We start from the raw sequence: 21,050 nt of genomic DNA on the forward strand, positions 1-21,050 counted from the left end.
GCCTCCATCTTTCTAATCCCCAATCAGCTTCCCATCCTTATCCACTAAATTTCCCGTTGAAGAGACACTTGGCTTCAAAACAACTTCCACATCGTTCTTTCCACTCAACAAATCCTCCCAGCGAATATATCCATACCATTCAATCAAGTCGCCTTCCGTCTCGCCGATAGTGTAATAATTCAGATATACTCCTTCTTCTGTCTGGCAGATAAAGTTACTCAGTACAGCCCCCTCCGCCGGAAGGTTCTGCGGCAGAGACAACTCCCGGATTGCCCCGCTTTCTTTCTCTTTAAAGAACATCCATTGCTTTGGATAATCAGACAAACGGAAAACAACCCCTTCCTCTAAAATACCATCCAGTGACAGATAGCCTGTTTCTTCGCCAACAAACTCTTTCAGTTCAGACCGGTTCAGATATATTTCATTTTCGTTCGTATCAAGATGATATTGATAAATGGTATCCAATTCGTTTTTCTCCGTTCCGGCATAGTAAAAACTGCTTTTGTCAGGACTAAAGTATATCAGCTCATACCCACTATTATGCAGCACAATCTCTTCTGATTTTTTTGTTTGATACTCAAATTTATAAAACAATGGAGTGTCTCCATTTATCAGAGAATAAATCAAATAGTCCTTTGTTACCCCAAGAACGTTCACAAAATCGGCTTCTTCTGTGAAAATCTCCTCCTGTTTCATGGAATCCAAATTCAGCACATTAAAATGACGTTGGTATTTTGTATCCTGAATATTCTCTTCTTCTGCCGCATCCAAAATATCAGAATAAAAATAGTATAATTCATCTCCGACAACAACCCCTGCATGAAAGACACAGCCTGCATCGATAAAATAATCTTTTTCCTTCCGGTTGCTTCCGTCAAATTCTGACACAACAAGCCTCGTTCCATCTTCATCACTCATCATTCCATATAGCTTCCCTTTATATGGAAATATATTGTTGGAACCTTTTGCGGCATTGCAGGCAGTCTCTGCATCCTCATAATTGGAAAGATGGCGGCAATCCGGTTTATTACAGATTGGAACGGCTGTATTCGTCTTAAAATCCGTAAAATATGACATTCCATGAATGGCACTGAAAAATCCACCGTTCACTTTTATATCCCTCCCGGAAATGTCAATGTAATCAGACTGGAATTTTTCTGATTTGGAACTTTCACCATCTTTTTTTTCGCTGCAGCCGATAAGTGTTACTGAAAATAGTAAGAGCAATAACATTTTCCATCTGTGTTTCCGCATAAACATTCCTCCAATCTCATAAATTAATAGTTTATCCGTTTCACTTGCACGAGAAATAGAGTATAAAATACTCTATTTCTCGCATGTCATTAAACAGTTTTTATGAATGCGCTGTCAGATTACTTGTTGCGCCTTCATATGTATGAAAACTTGTTGCAGTACCTATATCCCATCCATTTGGAGCATATACAGTCAGTTCATTTGCTCCGGTTTGGGTCGGCATCGCAACCATTTGATTCATACTTCCACCCGTCACATATCTTTTTGCTGCAATGGAAGTCTTTGCATTGTTACCGCCGGTGGAAGCATAAGCATGCCTGACTGTTACATTCAAATGTGTTCTTTGCTTACCAACATATCCACTTGCCGTTCCTGCATACACACTCATACTACTTCCAATTACCATACATCCAGCTAGCAAAGCTGCTACTCTTTTTCTTTTGTTTCTTAACATATTCAGTCCCTCCTGACATTTTGACTTTCTCTTGTTGATTTTATATTCATTTTTAGTCGTCAACAATTTCTATACTGGTTGATAACAAGATACATCTAAAAGGTGTTTTTGCATGATAACCGTCACTTTTTCTCCGCAAAACCTCAAAATTCAATAAATACAAAATCACTTGTACTGGCGTAGCGATATAACATCCGATAAAATATAATATGGTATAGCTTACAGTATTTAATATCCACTTTTGAAATAAATAGACACACCATCTTATATCCTCTTTCTGTATTATTTTCTTATCATATAAAAAAAATGCTATTCTTTCTGTTACTCTTAGAAGCATATGTTCTTCTCCTTCGTAACACTGGAATAACATTTTTTTGACTTTTATCAAGTGTTTTGTTCCCAAACGACAGTTTTTGTTCCCAAACGACCTCAATTCCAAATAGCAGTAAATTGAAACACACCATTCTCACACGATACCTCTCCCATTCCACCACTATCTTCCACTGTATGCAATGCATTTTTCAAACCATACCCATGAAGTATCTGATTCTCCTTTGTGGATGTAAATGTTTCTAAGTTACTGGACTTCTTTAAACTCGCTGTATTTTGAACTGACAAAATCGTTCCGAGATCATCCATCAAAAACTTTACTTTGATATACCGCCCCGTATTCTGCTTTCTGCAGGACTCAATTGCGTTATCTAAAATATTCGATAAAATCACGACAATTTTTTCCTGACTGAGATGAAGCTTCTGCAAATCGCTTACTTCAAAGAAGATAGGAATCCGTTCTCTTTTGCAGACATCATACTTTTGGTTCAATAATGCGTCAATGACTGCGTTCTTTGTATGGACAATTTGTATTCCTGATTCATTTTTCCCTGTTAATTTCTGAATATATTCCAAAGCTTCTTCCGTATGATTTTTGTTTTGCAATAATCCTCGCAAGGTATATAAATGGTTTTGGAAATCGTGGGTCAACTTCCTTTGTTCTTGTAAGTGGTTTCGCACTAATTCAGCTTGTTTTTCCTCTGCCTGTATTTGTTTGGTGAGAATCAGATTTTGGATTTCCACTTGTTTCTTTTTTTCCAGTTCTGTCTCTAAATATGCATAAATAAATGTTCCTAAGAGCAATAATCCAATATCCAAAAATAGGACAAACGTGAGATTATTATTTTGAATCAGATCATACACAACAATCGTCAAATTCAAAATCATACAAATCGGAACAATTAAAAGTTGTCCCCATTCTAAAATAGAAAATTTTTCATGTCTTCTACTGGCTTCTATCTTTTTTGAAAACATGATACAACTATAAAGCAATATACTTTTTGCCAAAAGTGCCGCCACAACATATGCATATTGGCTGTTATATAATACACTTATATCTATCTGTAAAAACAATAAACTGCCCGCAATCACAAGATAATCGATTGTATATAACAAAATATAAAACATCGCGACAAAAAACAGTTGTCTTATCTTTCTCCCTTGATATAATAAAATAATCAAAAAATAGAAAGTAATCACAACTATTATAGATTTTATCGTTGTTGTTCCAATCAAATTTAAAAATTGACCGAGCAACTGAAAACAAAAGACATAACCTGCTATCACAAATAGCATTGACTTTATCCTTTTGAATTTTCTCTCAAAAAATACATCCGCAATAATAAAAAGTCCAATAATTTCTATTGTAAGAAGTATACAATCAAAAAATATGTCCAATACTAACATCCCCTCCAAATCACATACCGATGTACAATTTCTGAATACCGCTCTTTGCTGCATGGTACTTCCTCTCCATTGTCCAAAAAGAGTATCCGGTTTTTGATTTTTACCACATGGTCTAAATTGACGAGATAACTTTTGTGTACCCGCAAAAATTCTTTTTGACAAAGCATTTTTTCCATATCGGATATCTTGCCATATTGCTTATATTCGTCCTTCTTCGTATGTATCAGCACATACCGTTTATAGCTTTCCACAAATACAATATCAGAAAGCCGAAGCTCTATCTGCACATTTTCTGTCCGTACTTCTATTGTTTCTAAATGATGTTTTAATTCTTTCATCACATCATCCATCGCAAAACAAAATGTCTCTTCCAAATCGTTTTTTAGCAAATATCGGAATGCATTGACTACATATCCATACGGCGCCATTTCTATATATGCGGAAATGTAAATAATCGGTGTCTCTATCTTTTGGCTGCGCAACTCTTTCGCCACTTCAATCCCGTTTTTCTCCTGCATATTCATATCCAGCAAAATCAAATCATACTCCACAAGATTGCTCTGCAAAAAAGCATCTGTATTGTCGTAACAATGGATTTCTGCCTGTATATTTCTTTCAGAATAATATTGTGCTGCCAACTGTTGTATCTTTTCTAAAAATACAGTCTCATCATCACAGACTGCAATCTTCCATACTTTATCTCTCATTTTTTATTCCCATTTTCTCCAGTCTATTACCGTAATCTTCCGCTCTCATACCGCATCACAGTCCGCAGATACTGCAGCACCGCCTCGTACCTCTCCTCAACAGTTCCGTCATTTTCCACAAAGTCAAGACTCTGTGCTGCGATTCCGATAAACTCTTCCGTAATCTCAGATTTCTTTTTCTGCAGGAAGTCCATTTTTTCTTTTGACGAAGACAAGTCTAAAAACTCCCAGATAAGAGAACGGTCATCTTCTCTTTGACCGTCCTCCTCTCCCTCTAATTCAAATCGGTATTCTTGTTCTACCTCTGGATATTTTTCTTTATCCACTTTGCTTATAAACATCTCCAATGGTCTCACATACAGCTCCTGTTCCCCATACAGTTGTCTGTATACGACTAATTCCTCCATCGTCTCCGAATGCTTTGCGATTCCAATGACCTGATACCGTCTTCCTTTAAAGTGTCGGTAGCATTCCCCTTCTTTTGGTCTTCTATTATACTCCATATATCTTTCCTTTCCGGATGATTTCTAATATAATTTTGCACTGATGCTCTTTGGTTTGTATCCATTATCTTCCAATGCTTTTAAGATTTCTTTCTTATGCTCTGTACCGAATGATTCCATCGTAATACGAAGCTCCACTGCTGCATTACGGTTTGTGCTGACAAACTGATTGTGCTCCAATTTGATGACATTTCCCTGTGCCTTTGCGATTGTATCCGCAACACGTACCAATTCACCCGGCTTATCCGGAAGCAGTACAGATACAGAAAAAATTCTGTCTCTTTGGATCAGACCGTGCTGCACGATTGAGGACATGGTAATGACGTCCATATTTCCGCCGCTTAGGATCGATACGACTTTCTTTCCTTTCAAATCAAGCTGTTTTAAAGCGGCAACAGACAACAATCCCGAATTCTCTACAATCATCTTATGGTTTTCAACCATATCAAGGAATGCTCCGATTAATTCATCATCCTCCACAGTCAGAATCTGATCTACATTTTCTTTCACATATTCTAATGTATTTTCACCGACTGTTTTTACAGCAGTACCATCTGCAATTGTATTCGCGCTTGGCAGAGTCACAACATGTCCGGCTTTGAGCGACGCTTTCATGCTTGCTGCCTCCGCAGGTTCTACACCGATGACTTTAATTTTGGGATTCAGCATTTTTGCAAGTGTTGACACGCCTGTGATCAGACCGCCACCACCGATTGGTGCCAAAATATAGTCAACAGTCGGAAGTTCCTGAATAATTTCCATTGTGATCGTTCCCTGTCCGGTTGCAACGTCCAAATCATCAAACGGATGTACAAATGTATATCCGTGTTCTTCTGCCAGTTCATATGCTTTTGCACAGGCGTCATCATATACATCCCCATGCAAAATCACTTCTGCCCCGTAACTCTTTGTACGATTGACTTTGATAAGTGGTGTCACAGTCGGCATAACAATTGTAGCTTTGCAGCCAAATGCTTTTGCCGCATACGCGACGCCCTGTGCATGGTTCCCGGCAGAAGCTGTAATCAGACCTTTTGCTCTTTCTTCTTCAGACAAGGTGCTGATTTTATAATATGCACCGCGCAGCTTATATGCTCCGGTATATTGCATATTCTCAGGTTTTAAATACACTTTTCCGCCTGTCTGCTGACTTAAGTAGTCACTGTATACCAGCTTTGTTGGATTCGTTACTCGTTTTACAATTTCACTTGCCTGCTCAAATTTTTCTAATGTCAACATATGGATTCCTTCTTTCTTTATTTTTATTACTCTTTGGTGAGAAACAGTGCATCTACAAAATCATCGGAGTTAAATTTCTGCAGATCATCAATACTTTCCCCGACACCGATGTATTTTACAGGGATACCAAGTTCTGATTGAATGGCTACTGCAATTCCGCCTTTGGCTGTTCCGTCCATCTTTGTCAGCACGATACCTGTGATATCTGCAACATCTTTAAATTCTTTTGCCTGTGCTAACGCATTTTGACCAGTTGTTCCATCCAACACAACCAATGTCTCACGATACGCATCCGGATATTCTCTCTCCAGGACACGGTTAATTTTTCGAAGTTCTTCCATCAGGTTCTTTTTATTATGAAGACGTCCTGCCGTGTCCACCAAAAGAACATCTGCTTTTCGTGCCTTAGCCGCTGCAACCGCATCATATACAACCGAAGCCGGGTCAGATCCTTCCTGACCGCCAATCAATTCTGCCTCCGCACGGTTTGCCCATTCTTTAAGTTGCTCTCCTGCTGCCGCACGGAATGTATCTGCTGCTGCAAGTACAACTTTCTTATTCTGCGCCCGTAGTTTCCCGGCAAGTTTTCCGATGGTCGTCGTCTTTCCGACACCATTTACTCCAATGATCAATACAACCGATGTACGATCCTCGAACTCATATGCGGCTTCCCCGACATCCATCTGTTCTTTGATGCTGTCAATTAAAAACTGCTTACAGTCTGCTGGCTCCTTAATATGGTTTTCTTTGACTTTTTTCTTCAGATCCTCAATAACTTCCATTGTCGCATGGACGCCCAAATCTCCCATAATAAGAATCTCTTCGAGTTCTTCATAAAAGTCATCGTCGATGTTTGAAAATCCATTAAAAATACTGTCAATTCCGGAGACAATATTGTCTCTTGTCTTGGTGAGTCCTTCCACCAGTCGTTTAAAAAATCCCTTTTTTTCTCCCATAAGTTCCTCCTCTAATTCGTCAAATCTTTATCTAATAAATCTACCGACACGAGTGTCGATACCCCTTTTTCCTGCATCGTAATTCCATATAGTCTGTCTGCCGCAGTCATCGTTCCTCTACGATGCGTAATCACGATAAACTGCGTGTTTTTTGTCAGCTTATGCAAATATCTCGCATAACGGTCGACATTCGAGTCATCCAATGCCGCCTCGATCTCATCAAGCAGGCAAAACGGAGATGGTTTTAAATTCTGAATTGCAAACAACAGCGAAATGGCTGTCAATGCTTTTTCACCACCCGAAAGCTGCATCATATTCTGCAGTTTCTTTCCGGGAGGCTGTGCAATGATGCGGATTCCCGCCTCCAGAATATCTTCTTCCTCCTGAAGTTCCAATGTCCCTTTTCCGCCTCCGAATAGCTGTTTGAACACTTTATCGAATTCCACACAGATTTCCGCAAAACGTTCTCTGAACTGCTTTCGCATGGCTGCATCCAGCTCCTCGATAATCTGTTTTAATGTTGCTTCCGCCTCAATCAAGTCGTCATGCTGATTCTTTAAAAATGCATATCGCTCTGATACTTCTTTAAAATCCTCAATCGCATTAACATTGACATTTCCAAGTAAACGAATCTCATTTTTCAAAGCTTGTATCTGTTTTTTGATAAACGTAAGATCCGTCAGGTTCTCATCTTTGATCTTCAGCGCCATATTGTAAGTCAGCTCATATTCTTCCCACATATAGTTGATCTGCTTTTCAGAAGCCTGCTCAAACGCCTCTTTCTGGCTGTTCAAACGAAAGGATTCTTTGTCCAGATCCGACATGTGTTTGGAAAGTGCTTCTCGCTCTGCAAGAAATGCTTTATGTTTCTTTGTGAGTTCTTCTTTCTGACTGCTATAAGATGCAATCTCTTTTTGAATCTCCTCAAACAGTTCTTTCGAATTTGCAATCGTCAGCCGAATATCTTCAATCTGGGTCTCTTTTTTCTGAATCTCTTCGGATGTATCCCCTTTATTGGCACGAAGTGCAGACAATTCCACGTTGAATTTTGTGATCTCTTCCTGAATACGCTGCTCATTTTCCAACAGAAACTGATATTTCTGTTCCATTGCAGCATAAGCGAGATGCACTTTCTCAGATTCTAAAAGCTGTTTACTTTCTCGTTCACGTTCCTGATCTAACTCTTTTTGATAGCTTGCAATCTGTTCCGTCAATTCTTGTTCTAATTTTTCAGAAGTTTCCAATTCTACCTGAATCGATTCATGATTTTCCCGAATTTCCCTTATCTGTTGTTCCAGCTCAGCTCCTTCTTCATGAATCTTGCTTGAAACCGCCTTCGCATCTGCTTTCTTTGCCTTAACCTGCTCTGCATTCATCTTTGCCGTATTCTGAATGACATAAGCCTTCTGAAGCTGCTGCTTGATAGCCTCTATCTTACTGTAGTAGTCCGCTCTTGCCTCTTTTTCGTGTTCCACTTCCTGCTCCATCTGATCCATTTCGCTTTTCAGCTTCTCGACAGTCTTTTCAAATTCTTCAATCTCACGACGTCTGCTCAAAAGATTGCTGGAATTGCGGAAGGCTCCACCGGTCATTGCTCCGCCTGGATTAATCAACTCTCCTTCTAAAGTGACAATGCGAAGTGTCTGCTTATATTTTTTTGCCAGCGCCACCCCGTGGTCAATATGCTTTACAACAACTGTTCTTCCCAACAGATGTTCGGCAAGCCCCCTGTATATTTCTTCCACCTTGACAAGTGTATTCGCAAGCCCGATCACCCCCTCCTCTTGAAGAGCCTCGTTTTGCCGAATACCGGCAGTTCCATTGATACTCGTCAGCGGAAGAAATGTCGCCCGACCGAATTTATTCTGCTTCAAAAACGTAATCATCCGTTTTGCCGTCTCTTCATTATCTGTTACGATGTTCTGGATACTTCCTCCAAGGGCAGTCTCCACCGCAATCTCATACGCTTTGTCCACTTTGATCAGATCCGCAACAACACCTAAGAGTCCTTTTTCCTGTTCTTTCTTTTCCATGACTTTTCGGATGCTGTTCCCATATCCGTCATAGCGTTCTGTAATATTCTTTAACGACTCTAATCTAGATTGTTCCCGGTGAAATGCCGTCTGTCCAATACGCAGCTGTTCGTTCTTTTTGGCAATCGTCTGCTGTAGGGCGGCTATCTTTTCTTCATATGTCCTATTCTCTGTGACATATCCGGAAATCGTCTGTGCAATTTCCTGAAGCTCTGCCTCAAACTTTGCGATGAGCTCATCCTGTTCGGACGCCTCGCTTTCCACTGCGATTAATTTCTGGTGCATTTCCGAACGGCGCACCTGAATCTGTTCCAGCATCGAATCATAACGCTGCTTCTTTACCTTCGTAGCTGTGCGATTATTCAAAATCTCCATGATCTGATTCTGATTTTCATCAATCGCCTCTGTAAGTTCCGCACTTTTTGTTTGGATTTTCAAAAGCTGTTGCTGTGCTGCCTTCTCCTGCTCCTCCTGCTCTGACAACTTTTCCTGAATCTGAAACTTATCTTTTCCCATCGCCGAAAGATTCTTTTCCCTCTCAGATATTTCGTTATAAATCGTCTTAGAGCGCTGTTCAATGTGCTCATCATTCATTCGTGCCGTGTTAATCTGCTCTTTCAGGACCTCAATCTGACCTTCCAGCTGCTGCTTTAATAATGTGGTCTCATTCAACTGACTCTTAGCCTTCTCCATCGCAGCGTCAATCTCATCAGTCTTTAGTTCAATCGCCTCATATTCTGTCTTCGTATTTTCATATCGTGTCGTTGCATCCGCAAGCTCTCTGGTCGTATTTTCTAAATTATGATCAACCGCAGCAATTTCCTTTTTGAGCCGCTCTGTCTCCAGCAAAAACAAATTGATATCATATGTCTTCAAAGATTCTTTCTTTTTCAGATATTCTCTTGCCACTTCGGATTGTTTTTCCAAAGGTCCGATCTGTTTTTCCAGTTCCGCAAGAATATCATTTACACGAACGAGATTCTGCCTTTCTTCCTCCAACTTCTTCACAGACATATTTTTCCGCTTTTTGAATTTTACAATTCCTGCTGCTTCGTCAAACAGCTCTCTTCGTTCTTCCGGCTTTCCACTTAAAATCTTATCAATCTGCCCCTGTCCGATAATTGAGTATCCTTCTTTTCCAATTCCGGTATCGTAGAACAATTCATTGACATCCTTCAACCGGCACGGACTTCCGTTGATCAGATATTCACTCTCACCGGAGCGGTAAATCTTACGAGCAACTGTCACTTCCTCAAAATCAATCGCAAGCTGATGATCTGAATTGTCCAGAGTGATTGCAACAGATGCATAGCTTAATGGTTTTCGATTCTCAGTGCCTGAGAAAATAACATCCTGCATGTTCCCACCTCGAAGCTGCTTTGCGCGCTGTTCACCAAGCACCCAGCGCACGGCATCTGCGACATTACTCTTTCCACTTCCATTCGGCCCTACAATTCCGGTGATTCCATTGTGGAACTCAAATAGAATTTTATTCGCAAAGGACTTAAAGCCCTGTACTTCAATACTTTTTAAATACATCCTACACCTACTTTATGTTCTTCTCATGCAACTTTAAAATCGCATGGTATGCCGCTTCCTGCTCTGCCGCTTTCTTCGTTCTTCCGGTTCCCTCTCCATAACACTCCTCGCCAATATGAACAGCAACCGTAAACGATTTATTATGATCCGGTCCCTCCTCTTTTATAAGATGATACACCACTCCATACGGAAAATGTGCCTGCACAATCTCCTGCAGGATAGTCTTGCTATCATAAAAGAGTTTTTTATGCTCCAGATCGTTCAGGACAAATTTTAAGATAAACTCTTTTGCATTAGCAAAACCACCATCTAAATAAATCGCACCGATGAGTGCCTCCAGCGCATCGGATGTGATGGAATCCCGCTCTCTTCCACCTGTATTCTCTTCTCCTCGTCCCATAAACAAATATTTGCCAAGCTCAATCTCTCTTGCACAGAACGCAAGTGAAGGCTCACAGACCATACTTGCTCTCGTCTTTGTCAATTCTCCCTCCGGCATCTTTCGATCTGCAAAAAACAAAAACTCGCTGGAAACAAGTTCCAATACCGCATCTCCCAAAAATTCCAGACGTTCATTGCACTTATATTTCGGCAAATGTGTCTCGTTCGTATAAGAACTGTGCATCAATGCTGATTTTAACAACTCCTGTCTGCGGAAAGTATATCCGATTCTTTCCTGTAACTCTCTCATTGTCTGTTCCATAAACTCTCCCTTTCTAAACGCGAAAAAGCCCTACGCAGGGCTTTTTCATAATTCGATTAATTAATTGCATTCTTAATCTGTTCTACTGCGTCACCAACTGTAACGATTTTTTCAGCTTCTTCATTGTCGATCTCAATGTCAAATGCTTCTTCAATTCCCATGATAATCTGGAAAATATCTAACGAATCTGCGCCCAGATCATCCACAAATGTTGTATCCATTGTGATATCTTCTGCTCCTACATTTAATACATCCACAATAATTTCTTGTAATTTTTCAAATTCCATTTCTTTCTCTCCCTTTGTCTCAGAATCTTTTATTCCTGATTCTCATTTTCTTGTTTTTGTATACGTTCTTTTATTTTTTCATTAATTCCCTGCTCTTTGAACGTTACACATTGAATAATTGAGTTGGATACCTCTTTTGCCTTGGAACTTCCATGCGTCTTTACTACAAGTCCGTTCAGTCCAAGCAGCGGCGCACCTCCATGTTCACTTGCATCAAAGCTTTTTAATGTCTCCTTCAGTGCTGGTTTCACTAGCAAAGCACCAATCTTACTCCGCAGCGAAGTCATCATTCCTTTTTTCACTTTGCTGATCAGTACTGCGCCGACTCCTTCATAGAGTTTTAAGATAACGTTTCCGACAAATGCCTCACATACTATTACATCTGCCATTCCATGTGGAATCTCACGGGCTTCAATACTTCCTATAAAGTTGATATCCTCACATTCTTTCAGCAGCGGGAATGTCTCTTTTACAAGTGCGTTCCCTTTTTCCTCTTCTGCACCAATATTCACAATCGCAACCTTCGGATTCTTCACGCCCATAACGTGCTCCATATAGATAGAACCCATCTTTGCAAATTGTACCAAGTGAGAAGGTCTTGCATCTACATTAGCGCCACAATCAATCAACAATGAAACGCCTTTTTCTGTCGGCAATAATGGTGCAAGCGGTGGTCTCTCCACGCCTTTGATACGACCGACTAAAAGCTGTCCTCCGACAAGAATTGCCCCTGAACTTCCGGCAGAGACAAATGCATCCGCCTCTCCTTTTTTTACCATATTCATTGCGACTACGATTGATGATTGTTTTTTCTTACGAATTGCCATGACCGGCGGCTCTGCTGTCTCGATCACTTCTGGCGCATCTACAACTTCAATCTGTTCTTTATCGTAAGTATATTTTTCTAATTCTTTTTGTACAACATTCTCTTGCCCTACAAGAAAGATCTTAATATCTTTTCTCTTGCTGATGGCATCCATTGCACCTTTTACAATCTCTACGGGTGCGTTATCTCCACCCATGGCATCTAATGCTACTTTTGTAATTTCTGACATGCTATTACCTCCTGCACTGCTAACAGTAATTTTACTAGACATCACTCTAAAAATCAATATAAACTTTTTTCAAAAAAAGAAAGCCGTCAACAGACGACTCTCTTTCTTCGCTTTTCATTAGTCAACGCTAACAATCTCTTTTTTGTTGTAAGATCCGCAAGCTTTGCATACTCTGTGTGGCATCATTAATTCTCCACATTTGCTGCATTTCACTAAATTTGGAGCGCTCATTTTCCAGTTTGCTCTTCTTTTATCTCTTCTAGCTTTAGAAGATTTATTCTTTGGACAGATTGACATAGATTACACCTCCTTAAAATTCTTAAAAACATCGCGGATAACTGACATTCTAGGGTCAAGGCTTGTATCTTCACAGTCACAAGTTCCCTTATTTAGGTTTTGACCACACATGTTGCAAATTCCTTTACAGTCTTCGCGACACAGAATTTTCATCGGCCATCCTATCAAAATCTCATTATAGAGTAATTTGTCTACGTCAAGATTATATCCGTCAATATAATTTTTTTCATCTAATTCCATTGCCTGTTCTTCACTCGACTCATCTAAGTCTACATTCTTCGTAAATTCCAAAATAAATTCTGTTGGAACCGCTTCTAAGCAACGGTCACACGGAATCTCCAGCACCAGTCTTCCCTCTCCGGTAATCATAAGTTCGCGATTCTTCACGTGTTTTACAACAATGTGAACATCCTCTTTCTCAAGAACCGGAAAACGTCCTAATTCTGAATGAAATTCTGTCATCTCTACCGAAGTAGTCTTATCAATTGTCTTGTGATGTTCAGACAATACGTCTGATAGGTTTATTAACATATTGTTACTCCTATTCATACCTAAACTATTATAGCATGTAAATGATATTTGTCAACACTTTTATCAGAAAATTCTATTTACACTAAAGCAACTGTCTCACGTGCAATGGCAAGTTCTTCATTTGTAGGAACAACCATGACTTTTACTTTTGAATCTGGTGTAGAGATTGTAACTTCTTCTCCTTGCTTTGCATTTGCTTCTTTATTAAGTTCTACTCCTAAGTATCCTAAGTAAGCACATACTTTTTCTCTTACGATGCATACATTCTCACCGATACCTGCCGTAAATGCAATTGCATCTACACCATTCATTGCTGCGACATAGCTTCCTACATATTTTGCCACACGATAGCAGAATACATCTAAGGCGATCTGAGCCGGTTTATTTCCTTGTGCTGCTCCGGCTGTCAAATCTCTGAAGTCGCTTGACAAGTTGTTGGAAAGACCATATACACCTGATTTTTTATTTAACATTGTCATCAGTCCGTCAATATCAAGATCTTCTTTCTTCGCAATGAACTCTAAAATTGCCGGATCGATATCTCCCGAACGTGTTCCCATTACAAGTCCTTCCAATGGAGTAAGTCCCATAGAAGTATCTACAGATTTTCCATTTTCTACTGCGCAGATACTTGCGCCGTTTCCTAAGTGGCAGACAATTGTCTTTGTTTCTTCGTAAGGTCTGTCTAACAATTCTGCTGTTCTTTTTGAAACAAAGCTGTGGCTTGTCCCATGGAAACCGTAGCGTCTTACTTTGTATTTTTCATAGTATTCGTATGGAAGTCCATACATATATGCTTTTTCAGGCATTGTCTGGTGGAATGCAGTATCGAAAACTGCAACCATAGGTGTTCCAGGCATCAATTCCTGACATGCACGAATACCGATCAAGTTTGCAGGATTGTGAAGTGGTGCAAGGTCATTGCACTCTTCTACTGCTTTGATCATCTCATCTGTGATCACTGCTGAACTTGCAAATTTCTCTCCACCATGTACAACACGATGTCCAACAGCACCGATTTCATCGAGGCTTCTCACAACACCTCTGTCCGCATCTGTCAATGCATCGATCACGAACTGAATTGCCTCTGTGTGTGTAGGCATTGCCTTATCTTCTGTTTTCTTTTCTCCGCCTGCCGGTTGATAAGTAAGACTTCCGTCAATTCCGATTCTCTCGCAAAGTCCTTTTGCCAAAACTGCTTCTGTATCTGAATTAATTAATTGGAATTTCAAAGATGAACTTCCACAATTGATTACTAAAACATTCATGTTTCTTTCCTCCGTACTTTTATTATTGAGCCTGCGCCTGAACAGCTGTGATTGCTACTACACCTTCGATATCAGCAGCACTGCATCCACGTGACAAATCGTTAACCGGTTTTGCAATTCCCTGTGTCAAAGGTCCGTACGCTTCCGCCTTTCCAAGTCTCTGTACTAATTTGTATCCGATATTTCCTGCATCCAAGTCAGGGAAGATCAGTACGTTAGCATGTCCTGCAACCTTGCTTCCAGGAGCTTTTGATTCTCCGATTTCCGGAACGATTGCAGCATCTAGCTGAAGTTCTCCGTCCAACTGAAGTTCCGGTGCCATCTCTTTTGCAAGACGTGTAGCCTCTACCACTTTGTCAACGTCTGCATGTTTTGCACTTCCCTTTGTAGAATGAGAAAGCATAGCAACTTTTGGCTCTTCCCCAACCAACAATTTGAATGATTCCGCTGAAGAAAGCGCAATTGCAGCTAATTTTTCCGGATCCGGATTCTGCTCTAACCCTGAATCACCAAAGATAAATGTTCCGTTTGCTCCCATATCACAATCCGGTACTACCATTACGAAAAATGCGGATACTAATTTTGTTCCAGGCTTTGTTTTTAAGATCTGTAAGCATGGTCTCAATGTATCTGCTGTTGAATGACACGCTCCGGATACCATACCGTCAGCATCTCCCATTTTCACCATCATAACCCCATAGTACAGATAGTTTGTAAGCAGCAATTCTCTTGCCTGCTCTTTTGTCATTCCTTTTTTCTGTCTCAATTCTACCAATTTTGCAATATATGCTTCTGTTTTTTCATATGTTGCCGGATCAACAATCGTTGCTCCGCTGATATCAAATCCCGCTCCGTTTTTCTCAATCTCTTCTTTGCTTCCCACGAGAACAAGATTAGCTGTACCTTCTTTGAGCACTGCCTCTGCTGCTTCGTAAGTTCTCTTGTCTTCTGTCTCCGGAAGTACAATTGTTTTTTTGTCTGCTTTCGCTTTTTCTTTAATTACATCAATAAATCCCATGATTTAAAGACTCCTTTCCATCTTTCCATTTTTCTCACATATTTGTATTATAACGCAAACGTATTTTGTATACAAGAGGGTTTCATGTCTCTTTTTAAGTACAATACAAAGACAGGCAGTTATCACACTGGATAACTGCCTGCTGTCATTATATATGAAAAATTCTCGTCACAATCGTAAAGTATACAAAAATTGTTCCCGTATCCACAAGTGTTGTGATCAGAGGGGCTGCCATAATCGCCGGGTCAAGACCGCATTTTTTCGCAATTAGCGGAAGCGAACATCCGATTGTTTTTGATAAGATTACGGTGCACATCAAAGTGAGTCCTACTGCAAATGCAAGCATTGTATCTTTGTACATTAAAACAATACGAATTCCATTCACAATCGCAAGTAAAAATCCAGCTAATAAAGCAATCCGAATTTCTTTAAACAACACTTTAAAAATATCGCCAAACTCAATCTCGTCGACAGCAAGACCACGGATGATCAACGTCGAACTCTGCGAACCACAGTTTCCGCCGGTTCCGGTAAGCATTGGAACAAATGTATTTAAAATCGGCATCACTGCCAGCGCTCCTTCATAATGTCCCAGTAAAAGACCTGTCATTGTTGCTGACAACATCAGAAATAAAAGCCACGGGAAACGGTTCCTGACATGCTTCCAAACGGATGTCCCAAAGTAAGAGTCCTCACTTGGCGCAATACCGGCCATCATGCTCATATCTTCAGTCGCCTCTTCCTGCAAGACTGCCATGGCATCGTCTACCGTTACAATACCGACCATACACATCTCATAATCCACAACCGGAATTGCGATCAGACCGTATTTATTGATCAGACTTGCCACCTCTTCCTGATCATCATGTGTATTGACATAGAGCATGTTCGTCTCCATAATCTCTTCAATCAGACGATTCTCACCGGTTGTCAGCAGATCTTTCACATCGACAACACCAATCAGTTTTCGCTTTTCCGTCACATAGCATGTGTAGATTGTCTCACGGTTGATTCCAACCTGACGAATCTTTAATATCGCATCTGCGACTGTCATCTCTTTTCGGAGAGCAATATACTCCACATTCATGATACTTCCCGCACTATCCTCCGGATACTGCAAAAGCTCATTAATCTGTTTACGTGTCTCCTCATCTGTCACCATCAAAAGTCTGTCGACCACATTCGCGGGCATCTCTTCCAGCACATCGACCGTATCATCCAGATACATCTCGTCCATCACTTCTTTGATCTCCGAATCTGTCAAAGCGTTGATAAGCACTTCTCGCATGTCACTGTTAAGATACGTAAAGGTATCTGCCGCAGATTCTTTTGACAAAAGACGAAATACGATGATTCGCTGTTTCTCGTCAAATTCTTCCAGCAACTCAGCCAAGTCGACGGGATACATTTTCTCTAATTCTATTTTTAATTCCTTATATTCTCTGTTTTCAAGCATCTCTAAAATCTGCTCTTCATTCATCAATAATTACCTCCCGTCTCCAAACGCTATTTTTAGTTTAACCTTTTTTCATTCTTTTTGTCAAATAAAATAACAGAATATTTTGCGATTTTTTTGATTGTATAGTATAATACACCTACAAAATCTGATTGTGAGGAATTTTTTATGAAAATCACAGGGTTAATTACAGAATATAATCCATTTCACAATGGACATCAGTACCATATTGAAAAAGCAAAAAAATTGACAAAAGCAGACAAAGTGGTTGTCGTTATGAGTGGAAACTTTGTACAGCGTGGTGCTCCTGCACTGCTGCCAAAGCATCTTCGCGCAGAGATGGCTTTAAAATCAGGCGCAGATTTGGTCATTGAGTTGCCGGTTTTTTATGCCTGTGCCAGTGCCGAATATTTTGCATACGGTGCTGTCTCACTCCTTCATGCCCTCCGCTGCGTGGACAGCATCTGTTTTGGAAGTGAATGTGGAGACCTTACACTTTTGCAAAAAGCGGCAGATATTATGGCGGAGGAACCAGACGCATATAAGCATAGTCTTCAGTCCTATCTTAGGGATGGCTATCGTTTCCCGCTTGCACGTCAAAAAGCCTTTCAGGATTTCACGAAAGAAGAAGGGATTGCTTCTATTTTAAAACAGCCAAACAATATTTTAGGGATTGAGTACTTAAAGGCGCTCTCTAGATTAAACAGCTCAATTCAGCCATTTGCAATCTCACGAATCGGTTCTGGTTACCATGAGACAGATCTTCACAAAATATACAGCTCTGCCTCAGCCATCCGAAAGACAGTGTCAACAACAAAAGAACTGGAATCTCTTTCCGGACATGTTCCTGATTCCGCCCTTACTCTTTTAAAAGAAAATTATCAGGTTCGTTTTCCTGTATTTTTAAATGATTTTTCTCTATTGCTGAAATACCGTCTGTTAAGTGAGACTGCTGACACACTCACGCAATATCTCGATGTCTCTGTCGAGCTTGCCAATCGGATTATCCGATGTCGCAGTCAATTTCGCAGTTTTGAGCAATTCTGTCATCTTCTGAATACAAAAGAATCGACTTACGCAAGGGTCAGCAGAGCACTCATGCACATTCTGCTGCAGATTCAAAAGGATGATTTTTCTTTGTGTACCGCCAAAGCTCCTTTTTACTTTCGTATATTAGGATTCCGAAAAGAAAGTGCTGCTGTTTTGTCAGAGATCAAAAAATGTGCAGACGTTCCACTCCTGACTAAACTCACCGCGAAAGATACCCTCTCTTTACCTGGACAGAAGATGCTTAATGCTGACTTATTTGCAGCAGATCTATACGAATCTGTCATTACAGAAAAATTCGATACACCATTTCAAAACGAATATGAGCAGCAGATTGTACGTATCTAGTACATCTGCTGCTCATATCTATGTTTCTATAAGTCTACTTCTTTTGCACACGCTACCGCCAGTGCTCCCGGTCCGATGTGGCACGCCACGCTCAGTGATAACGGATCCATATCAATTGTATAATTCGGGAAACGATCCTCCAATTCTTCTTTCCAGCTTTTCGCTTCCTCGGCGCTGCATGTGTAAGCGGCAAGCAAGGACATCTTTTTACCGCCAAAACGATGCAGCAGATCTTTTTCTATCGCATCCAGCATCGTCTTTTTCGCCTGCTTCCAACCTCTTACTTTGGCAAATGCATCCAGCTTTTCCCCCTGGATCTGAAGCACCGGCTTTAGATTGAGCACTGTTCCGATCGCAGCCGCAGCCGGTGTGATTCGCCCGCCCTTTTTCAGATATTTTAAAGTGTCAACAGTAATATAGATACTGGCTTCCAGCTTCTCAGCTTCCAGACTCTCTTTAATCTCCAGTGCACTTTTCCCTGCTTTTGCCAGTCTCACAGCATCTAGCACAGAAGTCTTTTGCGTCACGGAAATTCTCTGGTTATTTACCACTTCTACTTTGCCGTCATAGTCCTTTGACAGCATAATCGCCGTCTCGCAGGTGCTGCTTAGCCCACTTGACATCGGAATATGCACAATCTCATCATATTCTTTCAACAGTTTGTCCCAAAATTCCATCACTTCTCCCGGAGCTGGCTGAGAAGTGCTGATCTCACAGTCACTGGCAAGCTTTTCATAAAACGCTTCCTGTGTCAGCGTGATATCCTCCAAAAACAATTCGCCATCAATATAAAACGGCATCGGAATAACATGAACACCCAGTTCTTTTCCTTTTTCCTGTGTAATTCCACTATTGCTGTCTGTTACTACCGCTATCTTTCCCATATTGCTTTTTACTCTCTTTCTAATTCTTAAAGCTGTGAATCGGAGCTGGAATTCTACCGTTACGATTCACAAAATCACTGCAGTCAAATTCATTCACCGGCATAATCGGTGCATAGCCGAGCAGACCACCAAATTCAGCTACTTCTCCAACATCTTTTCCAATGACCGGAATCACTCTCACTGCTGTTGTCTTTTGATTCACCATACCGATTGCCATCTCATCTGCTATGATTCCTGAGATTGTTGTCGCCTTTGTCTTTCCTGGAATCGCAATCATATCAAGTCCTACCGAACATACGCAAGTCATCGCTTCTAATTTTTCAAGTGTCAGCGAACCGGCATTCACAGCATCAATCATTCTCTGATCCTCGCTGACCGGAATAAATGCACCACTTAGTCCTCCCACATAAGAAGATGCCATGACACCGCCTTTTTTCACCTGATCATTCAACATGGCAAGTGCCGCTGTCGTACCCGGAGCTCCAACTCTCTCTAAACCAATCTCTTCTAAAATCTCAGCTACGCTGTCTCCCACTGCAGGAGTCGGAGCAAGTGACAAATCAATAATACCAAATGGAATTCCAAGACGTTTGGATGCTTCGCCTGCGACAAGCTGTCCGACACGAGTTACCTTAAACGCCGTCTTTTTAATCGTCTCGCAGAGCACTTCAAATCCTTCTCCACGCACTTGTTCGATTGCATGTTTCACAACACCCGGTCCACTGACTCCTACATTGATCACTGCATCTGCCTCTGTCACTCCCAAAAATGCACCTGCCATGAACGGATTATCATCCGGCGCATTACAGAAAATCACGAGCTTTGCACATCCCAGCGAGTCATTCTCTTTTGTCGCTTCTGCTGTCTCTTTTACAATCTCTCCACAGAGTCTGACTGCGTCCATATTGATTCCTGTCTTCGTAGAACCTACATTCACAGAGCTGCAGATACGCTCTGTCACAGAAAGTGCCTCCGGAATGGAACGGATCAGATTTTCCTCACTCTTTGTCATTCCTTTTGACACCAAAGCAGAATAACCGCCGATAAAATTCACACCCACTTCTTTTGCAGCCCTGTCAAGCGTTTTTGCAATTGTAACAAAATCTTCCGGTGACTTGCAGGCAGCTGCACCGATCAGGGAGATCGGTGTGATAGAAATACGTTTGTTTACAATCGGGATACCAAATTCATGCTCAATCTCGTCCCCTGTCGATACGAGATTTTTTGCCATTGTCGTAATCTTGTTATAAATATTTTCATTCAGTTTTTGCAGATCAGAATCGATACAGTCCATCAGGCTGATACCAAGCGTAATCGTACGCACATCTAAATTTTCCTCTGCAATCATCTGATTCGTCTCGGTTACTTCATAAATATTAATCATCGTCTTCTTTCGCCTTTCTCTTCTAAAAATTAGTAACAGTTCAGCCATGAAAGCTCGAATTGGCTGTTTTACAGTCTGTGCATTTTTTCAAAAATCTCAGATCTCTGGCAACGGATAGTAACACCGATTTCTTCACCGATTTTATTCAGTTCCTCAGAAACTTCTCTGAATTCCTCTTTCGCCTCATTCATATCCACGATCATCATCATATTGAAATATCCCTGAACGATTGTCTGGGAAATATCTAAAATATTAATATTGTTCTCTGCAAGGTATGTACACACCTTTGCTGTAATTCCTACGGTATCTTTTCCTACAACTGTTATAATGCTCTTCTTCATCTTCTACCT

The 21,050-nt window shown here is 40.7% G+C and carries 21 protein-coding genes; 1 reads left to right on the forward strand and 20 read right to left on the reverse strand.

Going from position 1 to position 21,050, the window contains the following annotated elements; translation table 11 throughout:
• Nucleotides 1-12: 12 nt before the first annotated feature.
• The 17 genes from AC6I5B_RS09515 to mgtE form a co-directional block, all read right to left on the reverse strand.
• Entirely contained in the window at nucleotides 13-1,254 is a 1,242-nt protein-coding gene (locus AC6I5B_RS09515) for a hypothetical protein (protein ID WP_071143965.1), read from the reverse strand.
• A gap of 100 nt (nucleotides 1,255-1,354) precedes the next feature.
• The gene (locus AC6I5B_RS09520) at nucleotides 1,355-1,708 is read right to left on the reverse strand and encodes a hypothetical protein (RefSeq protein WP_022250090.1); all 354 of its coding nucleotides are present in this window, start codon (nucleotides 1,706-1,708) and stop codon (nucleotides 1,355-1,357) included.
• Between the two features lie 52 nt (nucleotides 1,709-1,760).
• Nucleotides 1,761-2,045, reverse strand: a complete 285-nt coding sequence (locus AC6I5B_RS09525; protein WP_022250089.1) for an accessory gene regulator B family protein — start codon at nucleotides 2,043-2,045, stop codon at nucleotides 1,761-1,763.
• Between the two features lie 92 nt (nucleotides 2,046-2,137).
• Nucleotides 2,138-3,334: a sensor histidine kinase gene (locus AC6I5B_RS09530; RefSeq protein WP_186278422.1), complete on the reverse strand. Its 1,197-nt coding sequence runs from the start codon at nucleotides 3,332-3,334 to the stop codon at nucleotides 2,138-2,140.
• A 104-nt stretch (nucleotides 3,335-3,438) separates the two neighbouring features.
• Nucleotides 3,439-4,152, reverse strand: a complete 714-nt coding sequence (locus AC6I5B_RS09535) for a LytR/AlgR family response regulator transcription factor (RefSeq protein ID WP_144166951.1) — start codon at nucleotides 4,150-4,152, stop codon at nucleotides 3,439-3,441.
• Nucleotides 4,153-4,178: 26 nt separating this feature from the next.
• A complete protein-coding gene (locus tag AC6I5B_RS09540; protein ID WP_022250085.1) occupies nucleotides 4,179-4,655 on the reverse strand; it encodes a DUF1653 domain-containing protein in 477 nt (158 codons plus the stop codon).
• A 24-nt stretch (nucleotides 4,656-4,679) separates the two neighbouring features.
• Nucleotides 4,680-5,894, reverse strand: coding sequence for a threonine ammonia-lyase (gene ilvA, locus AC6I5B_RS09545; RefSeq protein ID WP_497773286.1), 1,215 nt, complete (start codon nucleotides 5,892-5,894; stop codon nucleotides 4,680-4,682).
• Nucleotides 5,895-5,920: 26 nt separating this feature from the next.
• Nucleotides 5,921-6,850 carry a signal recognition particle-docking protein FtsY gene (ftsY, locus tag AC6I5B_RS09550; RefSeq protein ID WP_004612503.1) on the reverse strand — a complete coding sequence of 310 codons (930 nt, stop codon included), beginning with the start codon at nucleotides 6,848-6,850 and terminating at the stop codon, nucleotides 5,921-5,923.
• An 11-nt stretch (nucleotides 6,851-6,861) separates the two neighbouring features.
• Nucleotides 6,862-10,422 (reverse strand): chromosome segregation protein SMC, encoded by a 3,561-nt coding sequence (smc, locus tag AC6I5B_RS09555; protein WP_497773287.1) that lies wholly within the window; start codon nucleotides 10,420-10,422, stop codon nucleotides 6,862-6,864.
• Between the two features lie 7 nt (nucleotides 10,423-10,429).
• Nucleotides 10,430-11,125, reverse strand: coding sequence for a ribonuclease III (rnc, locus tag AC6I5B_RS09560; protein ID WP_022250082.1), 696 nt, complete (start codon nucleotides 11,123-11,125; stop codon nucleotides 10,430-10,432).
• A 56-nt stretch (nucleotides 11,126-11,181) separates the two neighbouring features.
• Nucleotides 11,182-11,412 (reverse strand): acyl carrier protein, encoded by a 231-nt coding sequence (gene acpP / locus AC6I5B_RS09565; protein WP_004612500.1) that lies wholly within the window; start codon nucleotides 11,410-11,412, stop codon nucleotides 11,182-11,184.
• A 29-nt stretch (nucleotides 11,413-11,441) separates the two neighbouring features.
• Nucleotides 11,442-12,467 carry a phosphate acyltransferase PlsX gene (plsX, locus tag AC6I5B_RS09570; protein ID WP_022250081.1) on the reverse strand — a complete coding sequence of 342 codons (1,026 nt, stop codon included), beginning with the start codon at nucleotides 12,465-12,467 and terminating at the stop codon, nucleotides 11,442-11,444.
• Between the two features lie 117 nt (nucleotides 12,468-12,584).
• Entirely contained in the window at nucleotides 12,585-12,764 is a 180-nt protein-coding gene (gene rpmF / locus AC6I5B_RS09575) for a 50S ribosomal protein L32 (RefSeq protein WP_004612498.1), read from the reverse strand.
• Nucleotides 12,765-12,767: 3 nt separating this feature from the next.
• A complete protein-coding gene (locus tag AC6I5B_RS09580) occupies nucleotides 12,768-13,295 on the reverse strand; it encodes a YceD family protein (protein ID WP_004612497.1) in 528 nt (175 codons plus the stop codon).
• Nucleotides 13,296-13,372: 77 nt separating this feature from the next.
• A complete protein-coding gene (locus AC6I5B_RS09585) occupies nucleotides 13,373-14,563 on the reverse strand; it encodes an acetate kinase (protein ID WP_004612496.1) in 1,191 nt (396 codons plus the stop codon).
• A 22-nt stretch (nucleotides 14,564-14,585) separates the two neighbouring features.
• Nucleotides 14,586-15,581 carry a phosphate acetyltransferase gene (pta, locus tag AC6I5B_RS09590; RefSeq protein ID WP_497773288.1) on the reverse strand — a complete coding sequence of 332 codons (996 nt, stop codon included), beginning with the start codon at nucleotides 15,579-15,581 and terminating at the stop codon, nucleotides 14,586-14,588.
• Between the two features lie 148 nt (nucleotides 15,582-15,729).
• Entirely contained in the window at nucleotides 15,730-17,061 is a 1,332-nt protein-coding gene (gene mgtE / locus AC6I5B_RS09595; RefSeq protein WP_004612494.1) for a magnesium transporter, read from the reverse strand.
• A gap of 144 nt (nucleotides 17,062-17,205) precedes the next feature.
• Between mgtE and AC6I5B_RS09600 the strand changes: the two genes are divergently transcribed.
• Nucleotides 17,206-18,432: a nucleotidyltransferase gene (locus AC6I5B_RS09600; RefSeq protein ID WP_144166954.1), complete on the forward strand. Its 1,227-nt coding sequence runs from the start codon at nucleotides 17,206-17,208 to the stop codon at nucleotides 18,430-18,432.
• Nucleotides 18,433-18,458: 26 nt separating this feature from the next.
• Here AC6I5B_RS09600 and AC6I5B_RS09605 read toward each other — a convergent pair whose 3' ends face one another.
• From AC6I5B_RS09605 to AC6I5B_RS09615, 3 genes are all read right to left on the reverse strand, one after another.
• Nucleotides 18,459-19,316, reverse strand: coding sequence for a DegV family protein (locus tag AC6I5B_RS09605; protein ID WP_144166955.1), 858 nt, complete (start codon nucleotides 19,314-19,316; stop codon nucleotides 18,459-18,461).
• 19 nt (nucleotides 19,317-19,335) lie between these two features.
• The gene (locus tag AC6I5B_RS09610; protein ID WP_144166956.1) at nucleotides 19,336-20,700 is read right to left on the reverse strand and encodes a PFL family protein; all 1,365 of its coding nucleotides are present in this window, start codon (nucleotides 20,698-20,700) and stop codon (nucleotides 19,336-19,338) included.
• Nucleotides 20,701-20,768: 68 nt separating this feature from the next.
• Nucleotides 20,769-21,041 carry an ACT domain-containing protein gene (locus AC6I5B_RS09615; RefSeq protein WP_004612488.1) on the reverse strand — a complete coding sequence of 91 codons (273 nt, stop codon included), beginning with the start codon at nucleotides 21,039-21,041 and terminating at the stop codon, nucleotides 20,769-20,771.
• Nucleotides 21,042-21,050: the final 9 nt, after the last annotated feature.

This window comes from Faecalimonas nexilis (assembly GCF_059731825.1).

Bases quoted from the DNA above. Each gene is read 5' to 3' on its own strand.
- AC6I5B_RS09605 (WP_144166955.1), bottom strand. From the start codon at position 19,316: ATGGGAAAGATAGCGGTAGTAACAGACAGCAATAGTGGAATTACACAG.
- ilvA (WP_497773286.1), bottom strand. From the start codon at position 5,894: ATGTTGACATTAGAAAAATTTGAGCAGGCAAGTGAAATTGTAAAACGA.
- AC6I5B_RS09610 (WP_144166956.1), bottom strand. From the start codon at position 20,700: ATGATTAATATTTATGAAGTAACCGAGACGAATCAGATGATTGCAGAG.
- AC6I5B_RS09540 (WP_022250085.1), bottom strand. From the start codon at position 4,655: ATGGAGTATAATAGAAGACCAAAAGAAGGGGAATGCTACCGACACTTT.
- acpP (WP_004612500.1), bottom strand. From the start codon at position 11,412: ATGGAATTTGAAAAATTACAAGAAATTATTGTGGATGTATTAAATGTA.
- AC6I5B_RS09615 (WP_004612488.1), bottom strand. From the start codon at position 21,041: ATGAAGAAGAGCATTATAACAGTTGTAGGAAAAGATACCGTAGGAATT.
- mgtE (WP_004612494.1), bottom strand. From the start codon at position 17,061: ATGAATGAAGAGCAGATTTTAGAGATGCTTGAAAACAGAGAATATAAG.
- AC6I5B_RS09515 (WP_071143965.1), bottom strand. From the start codon at position 1,254: ATGCGGAAACACAGATGGAAAATGTTATTGCTCTTACTATTTTCAGTA.
- AC6I5B_RS09530 (WP_186278422.1), bottom strand. From the start codon at position 3,334: ATGCTATTTGTGATAGCAGGTTATGTCTTTTGTTTTCAGTTGCTCGGT.
- AC6I5B_RS09600 (WP_144166954.1), top strand. From the start codon at position 17,206: ATGAAAATCACAGGGTTAATTACAGAATATAATCCATTTCACAATGGA.
- plsX (WP_022250081.1), bottom strand. From the start codon at position 12,467: ATGTCAGAAATTACAAAAGTAGCATTAGATGCCATGGGTGGAGATAAC.
- AC6I5B_RS09580 (WP_004612497.1), bottom strand. From the start codon at position 13,295: ATGTTAATAAACCTATCAGACGTATTGTCTGAACATCACAAGACAATT.
- rnc (WP_022250082.1), bottom strand. From the start codon at position 11,125: ATGGAACAGACAATGAGAGAGTTACAGGAAAGAATCGGATATACTTTC.
- pta (WP_497773288.1), bottom strand. From the start codon at position 15,581: ATGGGATTTATTGATGTAATTAAAGAAAAAGCGAAAGCAGACAAAAAA.
- smc (WP_497773287.1), bottom strand. From the start codon at position 10,422: ATGTATTTAAAAAGTATTGAAGTACAGGGCTTTAAGTCCTTTGCGAAT.
- AC6I5B_RS09520 (WP_022250090.1), bottom strand. From the start codon at position 1,708: ATGTTAAGAAACAAAAGAAAAAGAGTAGCAGCTTTGCTAGCTGGATGT.
- AC6I5B_RS09535 (WP_144166951.1), bottom strand. From the start codon at position 4,152: ATGAGAGATAAAGTATGGAAGATTGCAGTCTGTGATGATGAGACTGTA.
- AC6I5B_RS09525 (WP_022250089.1), bottom strand. From the start codon at position 2,045: ATGCTTCTAAGAGTAACAGAAAGAATAGCATTTTTTTTATATGATAAG.
- rpmF (WP_004612498.1), bottom strand. From the start codon at position 12,764: ATGTCAATCTGTCCAAAGAATAAATCTTCTAAAGCTAGAAGAGATAAA.
- ftsY (WP_004612503.1), bottom strand. From the start codon at position 6,850: ATGGGAGAAAAAAAGGGATTTTTTAAACGACTGGTGGAAGGACTCACC.
- AC6I5B_RS09585 (WP_004612496.1), bottom strand. From the start codon at position 14,563: ATGAATGTTTTAGTAATCAATTGTGGAAGTTCATCTTTGAAATTCCAA.